Annotated in this window: 21 protein-coding genes and 1 pseudogene; 6 read left to right on the forward strand and 16 right to left on the reverse strand. The window is 63.7% G+C overall.

The window, feature by feature from the left end; genetic code table 11:
* Window positions 1-668 precede the first annotated feature (668 nt).
* On the forward strand, window positions 669-1,574 hold the full coding sequence (locus DEF76_RS09255) for a LysR family transcriptional regulator (RefSeq protein WP_114912095.1): 906 nt from the start codon (window positions 669-671) through the stop codon (window positions 1,572-1,574).
* 97 nt (window positions 1,575-1,671) lie between these two features.
* On the opposite strand, the pseudogene DEF76_RS09260 reads toward DEF76_RS09255, so the two are convergent.
* Both DEF76_RS09260 and DEF76_RS09265 read right to left on the reverse strand, forming a co-directional pair.
* Window positions 1,672-2,390, reverse strand: a pseudogene (locus tag DEF76_RS09260) (IS5 family transposase); the annotation flags it as partial.
* A 6-nt stretch (window positions 2,391-2,396) separates the two neighbouring features.
* Entirely contained in the window at window positions 2,397-2,819 is a 423-nt protein-coding gene (locus tag DEF76_RS09265; RefSeq protein WP_338025803.1) for a hypothetical protein, read from the reverse strand.
* Between the two features lie 282 nt (window positions 2,820-3,101).
* Between DEF76_RS09265 and DEF76_RS09270 the strand changes: the two genes are divergently transcribed.
* Window positions 3,102-3,530, forward strand: coding sequence for a CGNR zinc finger domain-containing protein (locus tag DEF76_RS09270; RefSeq protein ID WP_114912096.1), 429 nt, complete (start codon window positions 3,102-3,104; stop codon window positions 3,528-3,530).
* An 87-nt stretch (window positions 3,531-3,617) separates the two neighbouring features.
* Here DEF76_RS09270 and DEF76_RS09275 read toward each other — a convergent pair whose 3' ends face one another.
* A complete protein-coding gene (locus DEF76_RS09275) occupies window positions 3,618-4,997 on the reverse strand; it encodes an MFS transporter (protein ID WP_114913777.1) in 1,380 nt (459 codons plus the stop codon).
* Window positions 4,998-5,089: 92 nt separating this feature from the next.
* Here DEF76_RS09275 and DEF76_RS09280 point away from each other — a divergent pair, with 92 nt between their 5' ends.
* From DEF76_RS09280 to thiE, 3 genes are all read left to right on the forward strand, one after another.
* Window positions 5,090-5,803 carry a helix-turn-helix transcriptional regulator gene (locus DEF76_RS09280; protein WP_114912097.1) on the forward strand — a complete coding sequence of 238 codons (714 nt, stop codon included), beginning with the start codon at window positions 5,090-5,092 and terminating at the stop codon, window positions 5,801-5,803.
* A gap of 280 nt (window positions 5,804-6,083) precedes the next feature.
* Window positions 6,084-7,004 carry a class I fructose-bisphosphate aldolase gene (locus DEF76_RS09285; protein ID WP_114912098.1) on the forward strand — a complete coding sequence of 307 codons (921 nt, stop codon included), beginning with the start codon at window positions 6,084-6,086 and terminating at the stop codon, window positions 7,002-7,004.
* Between the two features lie 6 nt (window positions 7,005-7,010).
* Window positions 7,011-7,652 carry a thiamine phosphate synthase gene (gene thiE / locus DEF76_RS09290; RefSeq protein ID WP_114912099.1) on the forward strand — a complete coding sequence of 214 codons (642 nt, stop codon included), beginning with the start codon at window positions 7,011-7,013 and terminating at the stop codon, window positions 7,650-7,652.
* 10 nt (window positions 7,653-7,662) lie between these two features.
* On the opposite strand, the gene DEF76_RS09295 is transcribed toward thiE, so the two are convergent.
* From DEF76_RS09295 to DEF76_RS19320, 4 genes are all read right to left on the reverse strand, one after another.
* The gene (locus DEF76_RS09295) at window positions 7,663-8,034 is read right to left on the reverse strand and encodes a hypothetical protein (RefSeq protein WP_114912100.1); all 372 of its coding nucleotides are present in this window, start codon (window positions 8,032-8,034) and stop codon (window positions 7,663-7,665) included.
* A 109-nt stretch (window positions 8,035-8,143) separates the two neighbouring features.
* Window positions 8,144-8,359: a transposase gene (locus DEF76_RS19315; RefSeq protein WP_162800578.1), complete on the reverse strand. Its 216-nt coding sequence runs from the start codon at window positions 8,357-8,359 to the stop codon at window positions 8,144-8,146.
* A 240-nt stretch (window positions 8,360-8,599) separates the two neighbouring features.
* On the reverse strand, window positions 8,600-8,926 hold the full coding sequence (locus DEF76_RS09305; RefSeq protein WP_162800579.1) for a hypothetical protein: 327 nt from the start codon (window positions 8,924-8,926) through the stop codon (window positions 8,600-8,602).
* A gap of 123 nt (window positions 8,927-9,049) precedes the next feature.
* Window positions 9,050-9,697 (reverse strand): hypothetical protein, encoded by a 648-nt coding sequence (locus tag DEF76_RS19320; RefSeq protein ID WP_162800580.1) that lies wholly within the window; start codon window positions 9,695-9,697, stop codon window positions 9,050-9,052.
* 206 nt (window positions 9,698-9,903) lie between these two features.
* On the opposite strand from DEF76_RS19320, the gene DEF76_RS20450 reads away from it, so the two are divergent.
* Window positions 9,904-10,335: a hypothetical protein gene (locus DEF76_RS20450; RefSeq protein WP_240319189.1), complete on the forward strand. Its 432-nt coding sequence runs from the start codon at window positions 9,904-9,906 to the stop codon at window positions 10,333-10,335.
* Window positions 10,336-10,435: 100 nt separating this feature from the next.
* Here DEF76_RS20450 and DEF76_RS09320 read toward each other — a convergent pair whose 3' ends face one another.
* The 9 genes from DEF76_RS09320 to DEF76_RS09360 are packed head-to-tail and all read right to left on the reverse strand — an operon-like array spanning window position 10,436 to window position 19,408.
* Window positions 10,436-11,374, reverse strand: a complete 939-nt coding sequence (locus DEF76_RS09320; protein WP_162800581.1) for a purple acid phosphatase family protein — start codon at window positions 11,372-11,374, stop codon at window positions 10,436-10,438.
* An 8-nt stretch (window positions 11,375-11,382) separates the two neighbouring features.
* Window positions 11,383-11,880: an L-2-amino-thiazoline-4-carboxylic acid hydrolase gene (locus DEF76_RS09325; protein ID WP_114913778.1), complete on the reverse strand. Its 498-nt coding sequence runs from the start codon at window positions 11,878-11,880 to the stop codon at window positions 11,383-11,385.
* Window positions 11,873-12,820, reverse strand: coding sequence for a DMT family transporter (locus DEF76_RS09330; protein WP_114912105.1), 948 nt, complete (start codon window positions 12,818-12,820; stop codon window positions 11,873-11,875). Before DEF76_RS09330 ends, DEF76_RS09325 begins: the two co-directional genes overlap by 8 nt.
* An 18-nt stretch (window positions 12,821-12,838) precedes the next feature.
* The gene (locus DEF76_RS09335) at window positions 12,839-13,999 is read right to left on the reverse strand and encodes an acyl-CoA dehydrogenase family protein (protein ID WP_114912106.1); all 1,161 of its coding nucleotides are present in this window, start codon (window positions 13,997-13,999) and stop codon (window positions 12,839-12,841) included.
* Between the two features lie 5 nt (window positions 14,000-14,004).
* A complete protein-coding gene (locus tag DEF76_RS09340) occupies window positions 14,005-15,063 on the reverse strand; it encodes an acyl-CoA dehydrogenase family protein (RefSeq protein WP_114912107.1) in 1,059 nt (352 codons plus the stop codon).
* The gene (locus DEF76_RS09345; RefSeq protein WP_240319190.1) at window positions 15,060-15,725 is read right to left on the reverse strand and encodes a 3-oxoacid CoA-transferase subunit B; all 666 of its coding nucleotides are present in this window, start codon (window positions 15,723-15,725) and stop codon (window positions 15,060-15,062) included. The genes DEF76_RS09340 and DEF76_RS09345 overlap by 4 nt, the downstream gene beginning before the upstream one ends.
* Before the next feature lie 26 nt (window positions 15,726-15,751).
* Entirely contained in the window at window positions 15,752-16,432 is a 681-nt protein-coding gene (locus DEF76_RS09350) for a 3-oxoacid CoA-transferase subunit A (protein WP_114912108.1), read from the reverse strand.
* A complete protein-coding gene (locus tag DEF76_RS09355; RefSeq protein ID WP_114912109.1) occupies window positions 16,429-17,286 on the reverse strand; it encodes a MaoC family dehydratase in 858 nt (285 codons plus the stop codon). Before DEF76_RS09355 ends, DEF76_RS09350 begins: the two co-directional genes overlap by 4 nt.
* Window position 17,287: 1 nt before the next feature.
* Complete coding sequence (locus DEF76_RS09360; protein WP_114912110.1) at window positions 17,288-19,408, reverse strand: acetate--CoA ligase family protein; 2,121 nt, start codon at window positions 19,406-19,408, stop codon at window positions 17,288-17,290.
* Window positions 19,409-19,435: the final 27 nt, after the last annotated feature.

Here is a 19,435-nt window from a genome sequence, read left to right on the forward strand (position 1 = left end):
GAAACAAACGCGGCACCCTCTAGCAAGCTGTGAACGCATATTAGACGAGCCGTTTTCGTCTACCGCGAGAAGGCACCCATCTGCCAATACCTTCGGCGTATCGTCTTCATAATCAGCCCGTTATAGAAATGCAGGACAAACGGGACGACGTCGCAACCCTATCGTCGGCTCATGGGCGCCATACGGCCGCCGGTCAGCGCCTATGAGACAAACCTGGCATCTTGCTGGCATCTTGAATGAGGGCGGATTTCTGGCGCATTGTAGCGACGAACGGGCGTAGATGAGCCAGAAATCCTTGACGTCAAACCCGCCTGCCGCGGCGGCAGTGCGTGACATTCGCGGTGCGCGGCGCCGCCTGCTCGTCGCCGCGCGGCTGTCAGCCGACGCGCGCTTTGGGCCAAGCCTTCCCATTTTGCGGAAGGGGGTCTATCATTTTTAGTGGCTACGTCGCCCGAGCGGAAAGAGAATAGCTGGCCGCTGCGAGCCGTGCCTTCGATGTCGGGCTCGTCGCCCGAAAATAAGATGACCGCGATGCGAACACGCCGAGAGATCTAAAAAGCGCCTTACGCGAAACTGATCGCTGGTGATGCGGGCTGGGTTCATGCTCTAAGGCAGGCGGTGGTCTCAACCCAGAACGCTGGATCGCACGCTGGTAACAAGAGAGCAGCATGGAACTCAACGAAATCCGCTATTTCCTTGCGCTGAGCCGAACACTCAACTTCACCAAAGCCGCAGAGGCATGCCATGTCAGTCAGCCGGCGCTGACACGCGCGATCCGGAAAATGGAAGACGAGCTCGGTGGTTTGCTGTTCTCGCGCGAGCGTAGCAACACCCATTTGACCGAGCTCGGCCGCCTGATCGAACCGCATTTAGTTGAGGTCGTAACGCAAACCGGCGAAGCGAAGCGAACCGCCGCGCGATTCTTGAAATTGGAAAAGGCGAGCCTTGCGCTCGGCGTGATGTGTACCATCGCGCCGGTGAAGTTTGTGGGCTTTATGGCCCGCTTCAAAGCGGAAAACCCCGGCGTCGACGTAACCATTCTTGAGGCCGTCCCGGACCAGCTTTGTGATCTGTTGGTTAAGGGCGAGCTGGATGTGGCGTTGATGGCGCGCCCCGATGGATTTCCGAAGCCTTTCCGAACTTTGGAACTCTTCTCGGAACGGTTTGTCGTTGCCTGCTCGGCGGGCCATCGGTTTGCCCGCAAGAGCAACGTCGCGATGGCGGAACTTGACGGAGAGTCATACCTTTCTCGCATCAATTGCGAATTTTATGACTTCCTCGGCGACAGGTGCCGTGAGCAAGGGGCGACCCTTGTCTACTCATACCAGAGCGAACGTGAAGATTGGGTTCTGGCGATGGTTGCGGCAGGGCTAGGTATTTGCTTTCTCCCTGAGTATACGGCCATTTTTCCCGGTGTTATCGGATGCCCCGTCGTCTCCCCCTCGGTCGCGCGAAGCGTTTGCGCCGTTACGGTTGCCGGCCGTCGCTCGTCACCACCGGTCAAGGCGTTTTTGAACGCGGTGCGGCGCTATCAATGGCCGTCACCTTCGACCACAGGCAACCCGCCTGAGTGAGTAAGAGTCCCTTTCAAAACCTTCCCTCCAGAGCCCGGAGGGCGATGAGGGAGCAAGCGATGCTTGTAAACGCGCTGTGGATATCGATGCGCCGCTCGTAGCGGATGGTGAGACGCCGGAAGCGATTGAGCCAGGCGAAGGTGCGTTCGATGACCCAGCGATAGCGGCCGAGACGCTCGCTGGTCTCGACGCCGCGCCGGGCGATGCGCGGCGTGATGCCTCGCTGCCGGCAGGCGCGGCGGCAGCGGCGATGATCATAGGCCTTGTCCGCGTGCAGCTTTCTCGGCCTGCGCCGCGGCCGGCCGCGCTTGCCGCGGATCGCTGGGATCGCATCGAGCATCTGCTCGAAGGGCACGCTGTCATGCACATTGGCCCCGGTCAGGGCGAACGTGAGCGGGATACCGTGACGGTCCGTGACGAGGTGGCGTTTCGTGCCGGGACGGCCCCGATCGGTCGGGTTCGGCCCGGTCGCGGCACCCCCTTTTTTGCCGCGATGGCGGAACTGTCCAGCGCGGCCCGGCTCCAGTCGATGCGGTTGGCGTCTTGCAAGCGGCGCAGCAACTCGCGGTGCAACCGCTCCCAAACGCCGGCCGCTTGCCAGTCGCGCAGGCGCCGCCAGCAGGTTACCCCAGAGCCGCAGCCCATCTCGCGAGGCAACATCTCCCAGGGAATGCCGCTGCGTAGCACAAACAGAATGCCCGTCAGCGCGGCGCGTGCCGAGATCGGCGGCCGGCCACCCTTTGGCCGCGGGCGCGGCGGAGGGAGCAAGGGTTCGAGGATCGACCACAGGCTGTCGGAGAGTTGGGGCGCGGGCATGCCCCTTCATGAATCAAATTGAATCAAGGTACAAGCGGTTTTGAAAGGGGCTCTAAGCCATGCTGCGCCGCCGCGCCAATCTGTACGCGTCGCCCAATGCGCTGAGCCATAGGTGGTGACGTGCCGCGCCTGGCGTGCGCGGAGAACCGAAGCAACGATGGCGAGCAGCGCCGCGCCCAGACCTCCGGCGGACGCGATCACCGCGCCTCTGGCGAAAACGCCGGGGGCATAGGCGTCGAAATGGTACCACCACGCGAAGAAGAGCTGCGGCGGATAGACCGGCGCCGCGCCAATTTGGACCCAGGGTAAACCGAGTGCCGGCTGGAACCCGAGCCGCCAGGCCGTCCATTCCGTGGCGGCCCAGCAGCCGAACAGCACCATGGCGAGTGCGCCCAGCATCTGGCCCCAGAGAATCTTTGTCCCGGTCATCGACCCCGCTCATGAATGCGAACGGGGCACAGATAGAAAGGAGGAAACCCCGCCGTGCAACGACAAAGAACGGCAATCGTAGAGGATCGAAGAAATAGAAGCGAACGGTGGATATGGCTTGCAGCCCGAGTCGCCGGAGGCATACCGCCGAGCCTATCCGATAATCGATTTGATCAATGGGTAGGCGCGGAGGCGTCGCAGTCTTTCTGGGGACAGGCCGCCGGAGGTCGCGGGCGGCGTCGAGGATGGTCATATAGCCGCCGTGCAAGCGTTGCGACAGATATGAGCCTCCTGGATGCAGGGGATTCGCTCGCGCAGGCGGACTTCGTCGCTGCCATTGGATTGCGGGCCGCGATCCGGTCATTTGTCGAAGTCGAGCCTGACGCGCGGAACGCGTCACCCGCGGCGCTCGAGCTGAACGCGATCGCCACGCGATTTCCGCTGCTCGTTCGCGTTCCGGCGCGCCCGTCTCCCTGGCTCACGCCCCAGCCGGGATCGAGCCGCCTGGGACTGTTGCTCGTTCAGCTGTGCGATCTTGCGCAGTCAGGGGAGCTCGACCGCCTTAAAATGTGTGCGTCCGACGACTGCAAATGGATTTTCTTCGACCGATCCAAGCCAGGAAACCGCCGTTGGTGCTCGACGTCGCTTTGCGGCAACCGGCACAAGATACGAAGCTATCGGGAACGCAAGCGGGCCTCGCGCGCGATATAATCGCATCTACATGGAAACCTTCGCGTACCAGGCTCCGAACGGGATCGCGAGTCCTGACCCATCTTCGCGCTCCCGATATCCGCGCGGTCATTTCACCGTCGCGAATGCCACCAGCGCGCCGCCAAGCTGCACGGCGCCCGCGACCAGCATCGCCGCGCAAAAACCCGCGGGGCCGCCATGGAGGAGCGCGAACACGCTGCCCAGCAGAGCGACACCCAAGGTTGCTCCGACCATCCGGGCGACGTTGATCAGCGCCGACGCCGTGCCCGCCCGCTCTGGACCGACGCTGCCAACCGCGATTCCATAAAGTGGACCGGTATTGAGACCCATCCCGACGCCAGCCATCGTCAGTCCTATCTGGGCCAGCACCATCGGCATGCCAGCATCGGTTATCGCAAGAACGAGGGATCCGCAGCCGATAAGTCCGGTGCCGATGGCGATCATCAGCCTCGCCCCAATGCGTTCCGCCAGCCGGCCGGATTGTGTGGAGACGAGAAAGAACGCGAGAGAGACAGAGAGCAGCGCGATGCCGGCGTCGCTCGGCGTCAGATGATCTTCGGATTGCCAGAGCAGCGGGGTCAGAAAAGTCATGCCATAGATGCCGAACGTCATGGCTGCGGTGGTGATGACGCCGCCGCCGAACGCCGGGATCCGAAACATGTCGAGGGGGACCAGGGCCGCTTGTGCGCGTCGGCGCTCGATGCGGAGGAAAAGCGGCAGGGCGATGGCGGCGACACCGAGGGCCACCACCCAAAGCCGTCCTCCGCCGTGAACGGCGATCGCGGCGAGCGCGACGCCCCCGAGCGTGAGCGCGCCGAAGACTTGGCCCGGCAGGTCGAAATGCCGGCCGTTCGGGTCGGCGGACTCCGGCACCGCCATCTCCGCCAGCGCGAAGGCGGCGAACGCCAGCGGAACCGCGAGCAAGAACACGCTGCGCCATCCGAAATGTTCGATCAGGATGCCGCCGAGCGTGGGGCCGATCGCGAAGGCGAGCCCGTTGCAGCTCGCCCAGACGCCCAGCACGCGCCCGCGCGCCGCCGGCTCCGGCCAGACCACGCGAATGATCGCAAGCGAGGATGGCACCAGCAGGGCCGCGGCGATACCCGTGATGGCGCGGCCACCGATCAAAACGCCGACACCGGGCGAGAAGGCGCAGATCAGGGATCCCGCCGCCATGACGATCGTGCCGACCGCGAAGGTCCGGCGCCGTCCGTAAAGATCGGCGACCAGGCCACCACTGAGCAACAACACGGCGTAGACGAGATTGTAGGCATCGAGCACCCATTGCAACGGCGCGACACCGGCCTGGAATGAGTCTCCAATGGCATGGGTCGCGAGATTGACGACCGAGCTGTCGATCTGCGCGATCAACACGGCAAGACACATGCCAACGAGCACGAGAAGCCGGGTAGTCGCGCGCCGCCTGCAGCCTGGATGGCCGAGAGCACCCTCACCGTAGTGATTCATCACATCCATCTCCCTTGTCTCGAAGGCAGGCTAGCGGAGGGCTGCTGACAGCTATTTGTCAGGAGTGTAGGATCGTTGGGAGGGAGGCGCCGATGCCGCTCCGACGGGCCGATCGCTTGTTCGACATCATTCAGCTTCTGCGCACGGCAAGCCGCCCGGTCACGGCGGCCGCCCTGGCGACGAAGCTCGAGGTGACTCCGCGCACGATCTACCGCGATGTCGCAACCTTGCAGGCGCGCCGGGTTCCGATCGAGGGCGCGCCCGGCCTCGGCTATATGTTGCGGCGCGGTTTCGAATTGCCGCCTCTCATGTTCACGAGCGAGGAAATCGAGGCGATCCTGGTGGGTGTTCGGCTGCTGCGCCGCACCGGCGATGTCGGGCTACAGGACGCGGCGGCGCGCGTTCTCTCCAAGGTGGAAGTCGTCCTTCCGGACATGCTGCGCGACCATCTCGTCTCGCCGATCGCCTTCGTCTCGGCGCATGGCGCGGCGGCGGTGGATGGTCTGTCAGTGATTCGCACCGCGATCCGCGAGGAACGCAAGCTACGCATCGACTATAATGACGAACAAGGGCGGCGCACGTCACGCACGATCTGGCCTTTCGCCTTGGCCTATTATGTCGAGGCGACCCTGGTGAGCGCTTGGTGCGAGCTACGGGACGATTTTCGCCATTTTCGTGCCGACCGCGTCCAATCCTTTGCCGTGCTGGATGAAGGATTTCCCGTGCCCGGTCGTGTGCTGACCGAGAATTGGTTGAGACGATTCCCACGCGATGTAACGCCCGACCGCGTCCTTACCGCACGATGACGCGCGAGACGGCGAGGTGGTCCGCGGGCCGATAGATGCCGGCGGTCCTGTGCGCCAGGTCGGCAATCTTCGTTCTATCAAAATTGCGAAGCGCGGCACTCAGGCCATCACACTTGCCCAACCCGCAAAGGTCGCATAGTCAGATTTCAGGCAACGCGCCCGCGCCAAAGTTCAACGTCGGCCGGGACATCCCCGGTGCCGGGCGCCGGATGGACGACTTCAGAGAAGACTAGACGAAATCAGACGACATCAGACGAGAACCGAGAGGAGTAGGAGCGGCATGCGGATCACCCAGCGCGTCAAGAAAATTCTCGATTGGTACGAGAGCGACAACCCCGGCACCAAGGCCAATCTCGCCCGCATCCTGATGGAGGGAAAGCTCGGCGGCAGCGGCAAGATGGTCATTCTCCCCGTTGATCAGGGGTTCGAGCATGGCCCGGCGCGGAGTTTCGCTGCCAATCCGCCGGCCTATGACCCGCATTACCATTTCCAACTCGCGATCGAGGCCGGGCTCAACGCCTATGCCGCGCCGCTCGGGATGATCGAGGCCGGCGCCGCGAGCTTCGCCGGCGCGATCCCGACCATCCTCAAGCTCAATTCCTCAAACAGCTTGGCGACCACCAAGGACCAGGCGGTGACCGGCTCGGTCGCCGATGCGCTCCGTCTCGGCTGCGCGGCGATCGGCTTTACCATCTATCCCGCCAGCGAATACGCGTTTGAGCAGATGGAGGAGTTGCGCGAACTCGCCGAGGAGGCGAAGGCGGCCGGGCTCGCGGTCGTGGTGTGGAGCTATCCGCGCGGCCCAGCGCTGGATAAGGCCGGCGAAACCGCGCTCGATATCTGCGCCTATGCCGCGCATATGGCGGCGCTGATGGGGGCGCACATCATCAAGGTCAAGCCGCCGACCGAGCATCTGAGCCAGGAGGCGGCGCGCAAGGTCTATGAGAAGGAACGGATCCCGCGCGCGACGCTCGCCGAACGCGTCGCCCACGTCATGCAGGCGGCGTTCAATGGCCGCCGGCTCGTCGTTTTCTCGGGCGGCGAGAGCACCGGGAGCGAGGCGCTTTTGGAAACCGTGCGCGGTCTGCGCGATGGCGGCGCGCATGGCAGCATCATCGGGCGCAACAGTTTCCAGCGTCCGAAGGCGGAGGCGCTGGCGCTCTTGGGCAAGATCATCGAAATCTATCAGGGGCGCGGCTGAACGCCGATGCGCGAGGCGGGGGCGCGCTGCCGGCTCTATCTGATCACGCCGCCGGCGCTCGATCCCGGGCGTTTCGCCGACGATCTCGCCGCCGCCCTCGACGCCGGCGATGTCGCCGCCGTGCAGTTGCGGCTCAAGCCGATCAGCGATGACGCGCTCCGGCGCGCAATCGACGTGCTTCGGCCGGTGGCACAGAGCCGTGGCGTTGCCTTTCTGCTCAATGATCGCCCCGATCTGGTGCGCGAGAGCGGTTGTGACGGCGCCCATGTCGGCGCCGACGACATGGATGTCGCGGCGGCGCGGCGCCTGCTCGGCCCCGATCTGACGCTCGGGGCCAGCTGCTATGCGAGCCGCGACCGCGCGATGGCGGCCGGCGAGGCGGGGGCGGATTACGTCGCGTTCGGCGCCTTTTTCCCGACCATAACCAAGGAAGCACCGGCCCGCGCCGCGCCCGAGATCCTCGCCTGGTGGGCGGAGCTGATGGAACTCCCGGCGGTCGCGATCGGCGGCATCAACGCCGAAAACTGCGCCCCCTTGGTCGCCGCCGGCGCCGATTTCCTCGCGGTGATCAGCGCCGTCTGGGGCCATCCCGCGGGCCCGGCGGCGGGCGTGCGGGCGCTCAACGCGGCGATCACCGCGGCACTCTGAGCCGGATCCGTCAACACCCGTCGCCATGGCGGGAGAAGGACTGGACATAGCCCTTCACCACGTCGAACACCGTCTGGCAGGTGCTGACATCGACCTCGCCGCCGCCGAAATCGGGCTCGCCGAACCCGAACGGCCCGCCCATCATGCCGAATCCGCCGCCAAAATCGTCTTCGGACATGTAGCTCTCACTCTGATGCTCATAGGCGAGGAATTTATGGCCATTGGCCTCATATGTGCGTTGCGGCACCCCCATGCGCTGGATCAATTCCGCCTCGGAAAGCCCGACCATGCTCGTGAGATAAGCCTCACGCTCTTTTTCGTAATCGACACAACCGGAGAGCAAGACGGCGCCAAGCAATAGCGGCCAGATCGGAAAACGCATCGGGAACCCCTTCGGCGTGAGAGCGGTGAAAGCACCCGAGTTTGGCGGGTTTGGCGCCGCACCGTCATATCACATCCCTGTCAACCGCACGCTCACCAAGGGCCTGTCATCAATTGAGCCAGATGACGGCGGCGGCGAAGTGGGTGGCGGCGAGGAAATTCCGGGCGGTTTTGCCGTAACGCGTGGCGATAGCGCGAAACTGCTTGAGCTTGCAGAAGAAAATTTCGATCGGGCTGCGGGCTTTGTGGAGGTCTTGGTCATAGGAGCGCGGCGCTTTGCGGTTGGCCTTTGATGGAATGACGGGTTCTATTCCGGCGTCGTGCAAAGGTTGGATCACCCGTTCGTCGGCGTCGTAAGCCTTTTCCCTTGCCGCCGCGATCGATGCGTTGCGCCGCGACGCAACGCCACACCACACAGCGATTTGCACGCCTCGGCGGAATATCGCCGGGAATTGCTCGGCGTTCTCACCGGCGGCGGAATTTGACTCATAGCTTATATCAGTCGTTTTTGTCTTGTTTTTGAAAGATTTTTGTATTTCCGCAGTGTGCGCCGTGTGTCCTTGGTGTCATCTCGGTTTCTTTGCGCCCTCATCGATCAATGAGGTGTCATAACGCATCTCGATCCGGACCCCGTCGGCATTCCTGACATAGGGATCGAACCTGCGCGGCCAGCGAACGCGGAGTTGCAGCACGTCCGGCGCGGACCAGACGAGTTGGGGCGGTTCGTACCGCGTAGTGAGGATGGGAATGACCTGCAACGGCACCGGCCTCTCTGTCACCAGATAGATTTCCGACCACAAATCGGTTACAAAGATCCATGATACGCATTCATGGGATTCGTCCACTGCTGTCCAGGCATGATCCGGAGAGGGAAAGGTGTCGCGGGAGATCACGTAACAATCAGTGGGTTTGTGGAGCATTAACCAAACACCAAAAACAATAAATCCCATAAACAACAAAAATAAACATAACAATATTAAGCATCCTGTACGAACGATGCGCTTTATCATAACATTTTATGGCTCGAAATTCGGAGATATTTTTCCTGATTTGTATAATTCGTACCCTACATCTGTCCATTTTACATTGTCCTCAGGAAGGTTTTTGTAAATTTTATCATAATCTCTATCTTGCATAGATTTTCCAAATGTAATATTTTCTATTTCGAGAATTTTATCCTCAGGAATCCCATAAGCGGCAGCGTAGAGGCCGATAGCTATGGTTGCATATTCGACATATTTTTCATAAAAATGACCAGCGATACGTTGCGCGTCCCAGGGGCCACCATGATCGAAGTTGAATAGGTTCGTATCAATAAGTCCGTATGTGAGCGAAAATAATAACATCCCGCTCTCTCCAGCATATTTCAGTGCTTCTTCATCCCGCTTCCTGTCCTCTATTCCCTTTCTCACGAAGAAATGCGGATCCATGAATGCGGGACGCATGACCGCTATTTCCTTAGGTTCCTCAGATTTTTTCTTATAATATTCTTTTTCTTCTTCATTTAATATGCGATTTGGCATGTCTATGTGATTATAGTTGGGCGCAAATACTTGTTGCCCCTGATCGTCCTTGAGCGGCTCCGCGGAGAGCGGACCCTCCGCCGGCGGCTTGGCACGGGAGAAATTTTCCAGGCCAAACATGATCAAAAGCTGGCGCACCATATCGGACAGGAATGGCGAGGCGGGGGTTTCGGGCGCGGCATAGCCGGGAGCGGGGGCGAAGCTTCCGGGAGTTGCCGGGACGGCGAGGGTGCCCGCTCGTTCCGGGCGAGTTTGATGCCGGCGATCGAGCCGTCGCGCCGCAGGACCACGGTTGCGGGAATCCGGATCGGGCCGGGGCGCGCCTGTAGCCAGTCCTCGGGCGGGGATTGGCCTTCCGGGATGAAGAGGAAGGGGATGATCAGCTCATCGCCATGGGAAGCGGCGGGGGATTTGTTAGCGGGCATGTCACGATTACTAACGCATTTCTCCTTCCGCCGCAAGCCGAACCTGTTTCCCATGCCTGGCAGCGCCGCAGACGCTGCCTAAGGGATGAAAGTTTTTGGTTCTTTTTCCAAAAAGAACATTTCTTTCTTTTTCTATCGCCCGATCAGCCCGCCGGCGAGGAAGCCGCCATCGGCGGCGAGGATTTGGCCGGTGATGAAGCTGGCGTCGTCGCTGAGCAAGAAGCACGCGGCGGCGGGATCGAAGAAATTACCGCAGTAGCAGCCCTTTTGCGCGCCGGCGTCGCATGCGGGTTAGTTCGATGGCGACGCGGCCCGCCTGCTTGCGCGCGAGGCCTAGAGCAAGGTAGGTTTTGATTGAACCATCCTGTTCAATCAAAACCGGCCAACTTGCTCGCCAAAATAGGGGTAGAGCGTGATCGACTTAAACCGATCGCGCTCTAGCGGCGCCCGTCGTTCATCCCGGCGTGCGCGGGATTACGCGCGAAAAGGGGATCGCGCCGGTTTCGGTGACGAAAGCGATCTCCAACACCTCCGGACGCAGCGCGGCGCGGAGGAAACCATGCGCACCGGCGGCAAAGCCGGGGCGATTGGCGGGGCCGGTCTCATAGGTTTCCGAGCCGGCGCCAGTGGTGACATAGGCGATACCATCCATCTCGACATATTGCATCGAATGGTCATGGCCATTGATGTAAACCGGCACGTGATGCCGCCGCAGCAGCGGCGCGAGCGGCGCGATCAAATCCGGCTGGTCGTGATGCGCGCCGCCGAGCGCGGTATAAAGCGGGTGATGGCCGATGACGATCTTCCACGGCGCGGTGGACGCGCCGAGCGCCTGATCGAGCCAGGCAAGCTGGGCCGCCGGGTCTTGGTCGTCGATCCGCACCGCGCTGCCGCGATAGGCGCGAATGAACGGGCTGGTATCGATGAAGAACAAATCCGCCGCACTCCCATCCGCCAGGGTCTCGGTGCGCGAGAAATAGCGCGCCGGCATCCGCCAGCGCGGGCTTTTGCTGTGATAGGCGAGCTGTGGTGCGATCTCGCCGCGATAATCATGGTTGCCGAGAATGACATACCAGGGGGTTTGCAGCGCCGGCGCGGTATAGATCGCCTCGAAGGATTGCCGCCAATGGGTATCGTCGAGGCTTTGCACCCCGTTTTCATAAAAATTATCGCCGACCGAAATCACGAAGCGGCTCGCGATCGATGCTGCCGTCTCGCCCATCTGACGCCCGACCTCCGCCTGGTGATCGGCGCCACGTCGCCCCCAATCGCCGATGACGACGAAGGGCAAAGCCGGCGCCGCCGCTCGCGCCGGAACGGTGAGCGCGAGCCCGGCGGGCAAAGCGCCGAGCAGAACTTGCCGGCGGGAAAGCGGCTTAGAGGTCAGGTTCATCGATGATCTCATCCTCCAGACTCGCCCTGCGGCCGCGCAGCCCCTCCCACCCAGCGATAGCGGAAATCGCAATGCGAGGCCCCCTCCATGAGGGTTTGCGTTCGCGTGAGCGCAAGCGCCGGATGGTAGCCTTCGCAAAACGCTGCGTCACGCTGGCAGGAGAGAATGCCGCCAAGCTCACCAAGGCCGAGATCTCTATACATCTCGGCATAACGGCATTGCGTGACATTAAAATGAAATTCGTCCGCCTTGGCGGGAAGTTCCTCGATGGTGAGCGCGTCCTCGGCGCGCCAGAGCGACTGGATCGCGCGGAAATGGGCGAGATCGGCCCCCGCCGGTGCTGCTTGGGCGAACTCGCGCGCTGCGTCCTTGGCCATGGCGATGACGGCGCGCGCGAGAACGCGCTTTGCCGCCGCTTCGCCAAATTCACGCGCCATTTCAGCGAACACGCCCTTGGCGAAGGTCGCCTCGATCCGCCGTCGCGCCAGAATGGACATCTCAGCCATCGGCATAACTCCCCGAAGCGCGCGCCGCCGGGCGCGGGCTGGCGTTGACGAGATAAAGTCCCGCCGCCACCGCCATCAAGGCAAGCCCGAGAAAAACCGATGCCGGCTCATGGAGAACCACGATCCCGGCAAGCATGCCAAAGAGCGGCGTGAGAAACGAGAATGCGGCAAGACGGCCCGCCGGGTAAAGCCCGATCAGCCAGAACCAGGCGAGGTAGCTTGCGAAGGCGACGATCACCGATTGATAGGCGAGCGAGGCATAAGCGATCGGCCCGGCATGAAAAATCGCGCCCCCTTCGCCTTTGAGCAGCGCCGCGCCAAGCAGGATCGGAATCGAGCCGGCGAGCTGATAAAACAAAACTTTCGCGGCCGAGATCCGGTGCAGCCCCTTTACCGCCTTCACCATCACCGTCACCGCCGCCCACGTCATCGCCGCCAGCGTCACCATGAGATCGCCGAGCACCGAGCCACCGGCGGCGGCATGACGCAGACCATCGGCGAAAGCGATGGCCACACCCGCGAATGCGAGCACCAGCCCGACACCTTGCCGCGCGGCGAGCCGTTCCCCTGGCACGAGAAAATGCACGCCGAGGGCGACGAAAAACGGCGCGGTATAAAGAAACAAGACCGCGCGCGAGGCGGTGGTGCGGGTGAGGCCGGCATAGAGCAAGAGAAACTCGCCACCGAACAAAAGCGCCATGATGACACCAGGGATGAGCGTGTGATCGCGGCGGCAAAGCCGCCAGAATCCGCCCGCGCCCTCCCGCCAGCCGATCCAAAGAAGCAGCAGCACAGTCGAGAACAGCGAACGGAGCCCAGCCTGTAACGCCGGCGGCAGCCCATCGGCGATGGCGAGCTTGACCAAGACCTGCTGGCCGCCCCAGATGAGGCAGAGCAGCGTCATGACAGCGATCGCTCGCCCGTCGAGACGGGGGTTCATGCCCAAGCGGCGTTCATGTCAGCCCGGCAGATCGAGCACGTTCTTGGCGAGGATATTGCGCTGGATTTCGTTGGTGCCGCCATAGATGCTGGTCGGGCGCGCCTGGATGAAAAGCCCGGCGGGGTGAAGATCACGATTTCCCTCGATGGGCTCGAGAAGCCCGCCCTCCTCGCCGGCAATCTCCATCATGGCATCGGTGATGCGCTGGAACAATTCGCTCTGGTGGACTTTCAGCATCGAGACATCGGCGCCCAGCGCCTCGCCGCGCCTGAGCTTCGCGACATGCGTTTCATAGAGCGCGCGATGATCGGCGAGATCGAGGCGAAGCCGGGTGTAGCGATCGCGGAACAGCGGATCATCGGCGCAGCCGACATGTTCGGCAAGGCGCTTCAAGCGGATCAAGGCATAGGCCGATTGCCGGGGCGAGCCGAGGAAAATGCGCTCAAAGCCGAGCAGCGCCTTGGCCATCGTCCAGCCTTTGTTCACCTCGCCGACCAGATTTTCCTTCGGCACCCGGACATTGTCGAAAAACGTCTCACAAAACTCGTCATGCAGTTCGAGATTGATGATCGGGCGGACGGTGACGCCCGGCGCATCCATCGGCACCAGAAAAAAGCTGATCCCTTCTTGCTTCTTCGCGGCTTTGTCGGTGCGGGCGAGGAGAAAAATCCAGTTGGCGTCGGTCGCGAGCGTGGTCCAGGTCTTTTGGCCGTTGATCACCCAATGATCGCCGTCCAAAACCGCTTCGGTGCGCAAGGCGGCGAGATCGGAGCCGGCATTGGGCTCGCTATAGCCCTGGCACCAGATATGCTCACCGCTGAGGATTTTGGGAAGAAAGCTGCGTTTTTGCGCCTCGCTACCATAGCGGATGAGGAGCGGGCCGACCATGACCACGCCGTGATCATTGGTGCGCGCGCAGCCGAAACGCTCGAACTCCTCGATCATGATGAGCTGCTTTCCGGCCGAGAGCCCCATGCCGCCATATTCGCGCGGCCAGCCCGGCGCGAGCCAGCCCTTCTCGGCGAGTTTCAGATACCAGACCTTGTTTTCGCGCCAATGGAGGCGCTTGGGCGGATTGCGGATCTCGGGCGGATAATTTTCCGCAACCCAGCGCCGCACGACATGGCGGAAGGCCTCGTCATCGAGGGCGTTGAGATCGTCGGCGGGAGAAGTCTGCATGCGCGTTACTCCTCATCTTCGGGCGCGAGTGCTGCGTAACGCGCGCGGTGCCAGGCGCTGGTGCCGAATTGTCCGGCGACCACCATCGCTTTGCGCAGAAAGAGGCCGATATCGAACTCATCGGTATAGGCGATGCCGCCATGGAGCTGGATCGCCTCGCGGGTCATCCGCAGCGCGGCGTCGGTTGCACGTGCCTTCGCCCGCGACACTGCGCAGGCGCGCGCGGCGTTATCATCATGGCTGTCAAACACCGCCGCCGCTGAAGCGACCGAGGCACGGGTCAGCTCGAGCAGGATTTTGAGATCGGCGGCGCGGTGCTGCAAAGCCTGAAAGCTGCCGATCTTACGGCCGAATTGCTCGCGCGTGCGGAGATAATCGAGGGTGAGCGCAAACACCCGATCCATCACGCCGAGGAGATAGGCGCTGGTCGCCAAAGCCGCCGCCTCGAGGGCAGAGGCGAAATCACCGGCGAGGGCGATCGCCGGGCTATCCTCGAACGTCAGGGTGCCGAAATGCCCGCCATCCTGGGTCGGCGCGGTTACCAGTGAGACCCCCTCGCCATCCGCTGGAACCAGCGCGAGCCCGGTATTGGTGGCGACCAGGAAAGCGTCGGCGGCGTTTGCCATCGGCACGAAGATCTTGCGCCCGGAGAGCGCGCCATCGGCAAGACTGGTCGAAAACGGCGCGAGCAGTGCGCCTGGCGCCTCCTGCCAGGCCGGCAGCACCAGGCGCTTGCCGGCGAGCTGATCGGCGCGCCAGGGGTCGGGCAGAAACCCCGCGACAAGCACCGCCGCGATCAACGGCTCTGGCACCAGCCCCGCGCCCAATGCCTCGGCGAGCGCGCAATATTCTGCCATCCCGAGCCCGGCGCCGCCTTGGTCTTCGGGAAGCAAAAGACCAACCCAGCCCATCGCGCAGATTTCGCTCCAAACCGCGCGATCGAAGCCAAGCGGGGAGAAGCGAAGCGCGCGGATGCGACGGAAATCGCCGCCGCGTGGGGCGATCGCGCCGGCGCTGTCCTGGATCAGGCGCACGCTTTCGGCGGTTGCGTCGTTTCCGCTCATGAAGGGAGATGAAGCTTGGCTTCGCTCCGCGCCTGCAACTCGGCGAAGGAAAGCCCAGGCACGATATCGCGGACGACGAAGCCGCGCGCCTCGACATCGAGCACCGCGAGATTGGTATAGACCCGCTTGACCGCGCCGAGCGCCGTCGGCGGATAGCTGAGCGCATTCACGAGGCGTGGACGCCCGTCTTTCGTCTGATGCTCCATCACCACCCACAATCTTTTCGCCCCGACCGCGAGATCCATCGCGCCGCCGACCGCCGGCGCGGTGTCGTTCTCGCTCGTCGCCCAATTCGCGATATCGCCGTTGGCCGCCACCTGATAGGCGCCGAGGACACAGAGATCGAGATGGCCGCCGCGGATCATCGCGAAACTGTCAGCATGGTGGACGAAGCAGCCGCCGGTGCGCAGCGTCACCAATTGCTTCCCGGCATTGATCAGCCAGGGATCGACTTTGTCCGGCGCCGGCGCCGGCCCCATCCCAAGGACGCCGTTCTCGGAGTGGAAAATCACCTCGCGATCGAGCGGCACATGATCGGCGACCAGGGTCGGGATGCCGATCCCGAGATTGACATACCAACCCTCCGGCACGTCGCGCGCGAGCCGCGCGGCCATGCCGACGCGGTCGAGCGGGGTAAAGGCGGCGCTGCTGTTATCGGCCATTCTTCTCTCCTCCAATCGTGCCGCCCTCAGATCGGCGGGTCGCCATAAGGCACATGGATCACGCGGTCGACGAAAATCCCCGGCGTCACCACCGCCTCCGGGTCGAGCGCACCGAGTTCGACGATGTGCTGCGCCTGGGCGATGGTGAGCTTCGCCGCCGTTGCCATCACCGGGTTGAAATTCCGCCCCGAGCGGCGATAGGTGAGATTGCCCCAGCGGTCGGCCTGCCACGCCTCGATCAGCGCGACATCGCCGAAGAGCGCGTATTCGAGGACGCAGTTGCGGCCATTGATCTCGCGCGTTTCCTTGCCGGCGGCAAGCTTGGTGCCATAAGAAGTCGGGGTGAAAAAGGCTTGAACGCCGGCGCCGGCGGCGCGCATCCGCTCGGCGAGCGTGCCTTGCGGCACCAGCTCCAGCTCGATTTTGCCGGCCTTGTAGAGGTCCTCGAATACCGTCGAACTCGGGCTGCGTGGATAGGAGCAAACGATCCGCCGCACCCGCCCGAGCGCAAGCAGCTTGGCCAAACCTTCCCCGCCGCTGCCGGCGTTATTGGCGACGACCGTGAGGTCTTTCGCCCCCTGCTCGATCAGCCCGTCGATCAGCGCCTGCGGCTGGCCGACGCTGCCGAAGCCGCCGAGCAGCAGCACCGCGCCATCTTCGATCCCCGCCATCGCTTCCGCCATGGTCTTGACGATACGGTCAATCATCGCGCGCGCACCACCCGGCCATTATTGACGACGATCACGTCGCGTTCAACGACGCGGGCGCGAAACGCCCCTTCCTCCGGCCAGATCTCGGTGCGGATGGTCTCCCCCGGATAGACCGGGGAGGAAAAGCGCAGATCCATCTCCTTGAGCCCGGCCGGATCGTAATCGCAAAGCGTCTTGAGCAATGCGTGGCAGACGACGCCGAGCGTGCACAGCCCGTGCAAAATCGGGCGAGGAAAGCCGGCGCGGGCGGCGAAATCGGGATCGGCGTGCAGCGGGTTGTCATCGCCGTTGAGACGGTAATAGAGCGCCTGTTCGGGCCTCGTCGCAAGATCGAGGGAGAGCGCAGGCGCGCGCTCGGGCACCGGATGGACCGGCTTCACCGGTCCCGACGGGCCGCCGAAACCACCATCGCCGCGCAGAAACGTGGTGCTGGTGAGGGTTGCGAGCAGTTTGCCGCTCGCCGCCTCGATCACCTGCTTCTCGCTATACATCAGCGCCCCCTTTCCCGCCCCCTTGTCGATCAGGCCGGTGATGCGGGTGCGGCCGATGATTTCGCCCTCGACCGGGATCGGGTGATGCCAGACGATGCCCTGCTCGCCATGCACAACGCGAACCGCATCGATCCCGGTATCCGGCCGCGCCGCCCAAAAGCCGGGATGGCCGAGCACCACGGCGATGGACGGAAAAGCTTTGAGTGCGCGATGGTGGTCGAGGAAATCAAGCTGGCGTCGATCCATCGGATCCTGCCCGAGCCCGATCGAAAGCGCATAAAAAATCGTATCCCGCTGGGTGACCTGCTGGCGCACCTCGGGGATGGGGTAATTCAGCAATTTTTCTGGATCGATGGCCATGTCATTCTCCCATCTCGATCACCGCGTCGGCGGCAAAGGCGCCTTCGGGCAAGGCAAAAACCGGGTTGAGGTCGATCGCGCGGAGCCGCCGGCCGCGAGGATCGGCCTCGGCGGCGGCGGCGAATCGAGAAAGTGCCGACAACATCCGCGCCAGCGCCGGAATATCGGCCGCCGGCCGGCCGCGCGCGCCAAGCAAGAGAGGGGCGGCGCGGACCGAGCGGATCATCGCTTCCGCGACCTCGACGCCGAACGGGCAGCGGCGGAAAACGACATCGCGCAGCACCTCGACGAAAATTCCGCCCAAACCGAACGCCGCGATCGGGCCGAACACCGGGTCGCGATGGACGCCGAGCAGGCATTCGACCCCGCCGGTCATTGCTTTTGCGACCAGAACCCCCTCGATTCGCGCCTCCGGCCGCGCGGCTTTCGCGCGCGCGATCAAGGTCGAAAACCCGGCGCGTACCGCATCGGCATCGCCGAGACCAAGCAGCACCCCGCCGATTTCAGATTTATGCAAAATATCCGGGGAGAGAATCTTCATCACCACCGGATAGCCGAGGGCCGCGGCCGCCGCGATCGCCTCCTCGGCGGTTGCCGCGACCTGTTCGGGAACACAGACGATCCCGGCTTCCGCGAGCAGCCGTTTGGCCTCTGCCTCGCTCGGGGTTGCGGCCGGCAGCGCCACCTTCGGCAAGGGCGCCGGCGGCGGCGGCGAGGGGGCCGCGAAAGCGGCGCCGAAACGCCCCATCGCCGCGATCGCCGCGACCGCGCGGGAGGGATCCTCGAACACCAGAAACCCGTCTTCCTCATAGGCGCGCACACGTGTCTGGTCAGCGACCACCGAGAGCACGAAGAGGCGCTCGGGATGCGCGCTCCGTACCGCGTTGAGTTCGGCGCGTAGTTTCGGCGCGATGGAGGCGGCGCCGCCGGTTTGCGAGAAGAACGCGAGCACCGAGGCATAGCCGCCATCGGCGACCATGCTTTCGGCGAAACGCCCGACCAGCGAAAGATCGTTCAGCACCTGCGCCGTGCAATCGACCGGGTTGCGCGGCGCCGCAAACGGCACCAGCGCGCGCAAGGCCGCCTGCGCCGGCGCCGGCATCTCGGGCATCGGGAGGCCGAGCGCCTCGGCGGCGTCGCTGATCAAAACCCCGGCGCCGCCGCTCACCGTGATCACCCCGAGGCTGTTGCGCGCGGGATAGATGCGCTTGGTCGCGGCATAGGCGATATCCAGCATCTGCTCGGTGGTCGCGGCGCGCACCACGCCGAATTCGGCGAGCACGGCATCGGTCACGGCGTCATCACCGGCGATCGAGGCGGTATGGGACTGCGCCGCCGCCTGACCGAGGGCACTGCGCCCGACCTTCATCAGCACCACCGGCTTTTTGGCGGCGCGCGCCGCCGCGAGGGCCGCGAGAAAACTTTCCGCCTCGCGAATGCCCTCGGCGTAGGCGGCGATGACGTCGGTGTCGGGGTCTTCCGCGAGCCAGCCGATGACCTCGCCGACGGTGACATCGCTCTCATTGCCGGTGGTGATGCAGAGCGGCGTGCCGAGGCCGCGGCCGCGCGCAATGGCGAAAAGGTGCGTCCCATAGGCGCCAGACTGGCTCGCAACGCCGATCCGCCCGGGCAGCGGAAACCCGGTCTCGAGGGACGCCGTGAAAGTCGGGTAATAGCCAAGCCGCGCGTTGAAAAGGCCGAGACAATTGGGGCCGAGGAGCCGCATGCCAGAGGCCCGTGCGCGCGCCACCATTTCCGCCTGCGCCGCCGCCCCGGCGGCATCCATCTCGGCGAAACCCGCGGTCAAGACGATCGCGCCCCTGACCCCGCGCGCGGCGAGCGCGGCAACGGTTTCGACAGCGAACGCCGCCGGCACCGCGACGATCGCGACATCCGGCGTCTCGGGCAGGTCGGCGATGCTCGGAAAACAGGGAAGTCCCTGCACCGTCTCGCGTTTCGGGTTCACCGGCATCAGCCGGCCGGAAAAACGCTGTTGCAACATATAAGCGATCGGCCGGCCGCCGATCCGGGTCGGGTCGTCGGACGCACCGATCACCGCGACCGAACGCGGCGCGAGCAACGGGGTCAGGGAGGCGAAACGCCGCATCTCGGGAGCGCTCATGTCCGGCAATGCCGCCTGCCGGTCTCG

Origin of the sequence: Acidibrevibacterium fodinaquatile (assembly GCF_003352165.1) — a bacterium.
Lineage (GTDB): Bacteria > Pseudomonadota > Alphaproteobacteria > Acetobacterales > Acetobacteraceae > Acidibrevibacterium > Acidibrevibacterium fodinaquatile.

Coding starts and splice junctions, on each gene's coding strand:
- DEF76_RS09255 (WP_114912095.1), top strand. CDS start 669: ATGGAACTCAACGAAATCCGCTATTTCCTTGCGCTGAGCCGAACACTC.
- DEF76_RS09265 (WP_338025803.1), bottom strand. CDS start 2,819: ATGACCGGGACAAAGATTCTCTGGGGCCAGATGCTGGGCGCACTCGCC.
- DEF76_RS09270 (WP_114912096.1), top strand. CDS start 3,102: ATGAGCCTCCTGGATGCAGGGGATTCGCTCGCGCAGGCGGACTTCGTC.
- DEF76_RS09275 (WP_114913777.1), bottom strand. CDS start 4,997: ATGAATCACTACGGTGAGGGTGCTCTCGGCCATCCAGGCTGCAGGCGG.
- DEF76_RS09280 (WP_114912097.1), top strand. CDS start 5,090: ATGCCGCTCCGACGGGCCGATCGCTTGTTCGACATCATTCAGCTTCTG.
- DEF76_RS09285 (WP_114912098.1), top strand. CDS start 6,084: ATGCGGATCACCCAGCGCGTCAAGAAAATTCTCGATTGGTACGAGAGC.
- thiE (WP_114912099.1), top strand. CDS start 7,011: ATGCGCGAGGCGGGGGCGCGCTGCCGGCTCTATCTGATCACGCCGCCG.
- DEF76_RS09295 (WP_114912100.1), bottom strand. CDS start 8,034: ATGCGTTTTCCGATCTGGCCGCTATTGCTTGGCGCCGTCTTGCTCTCC.
- DEF76_RS19320 (WP_162800580.1), bottom strand. CDS start 9,697: ATGGTGCGCCAGCTTTTGATCATGTTTGGCCTGGAAAATTTCTCCCGT.
- DEF76_RS09320 (WP_162800581.1), bottom strand. CDS start 11,374: ATGAACCTGACCTCTAAGCCGCTTTCCCGCCGGCAAGTTCTGCTCGGC.
- DEF76_RS09325 (WP_114913778.1), bottom strand. CDS start 11,880: ATGGCTGAGATGTCCATTCTGGCGCGACGGCGGATCGAGGCGACCTTC.
- DEF76_RS09330 (WP_114912105.1), bottom strand. CDS start 12,820: ATGAACCCCCGTCTCGACGGGCGAGCGATCGCTGTCATGACGCTGCTC.
- DEF76_RS09335 (WP_114912106.1), bottom strand. CDS start 13,999: ATGCAGACTTCTCCCGCCGACGATCTCAACGCCCTCGATGACGAGGCC.
- DEF76_RS09340 (WP_114912107.1), bottom strand. CDS start 15,063: ATGAGCGGAAACGACGCAACCGCCGAAAGCGTGCGCCTGATCCAGGAC.
- DEF76_RS09345 (WP_240319190.1), bottom strand. CDS start 15,725: ATGGCCGATAACAGCAGCGCCGCCTTTACCCCGCTCGACCGCGTCGGC.
- DEF76_RS09350 (WP_114912108.1), bottom strand. CDS start 16,432: ATGATTGACCGTATCGTCAAGACCATGGCGGAAGCGATGGCGGGGATC.
- DEF76_RS09355 (WP_114912109.1), bottom strand. CDS start 17,286: ATGGCCATCGATCCAGAAAAATTGCTGAATTACCCCATCCCCGAGGTG.
- DEF76_RS09360 (WP_114912110.1), bottom strand. CDS start 19,408: ATGAGCGCTCCCGAGATGCGGCGTTTCGCCTCCCTGACCCCGTTGCTC.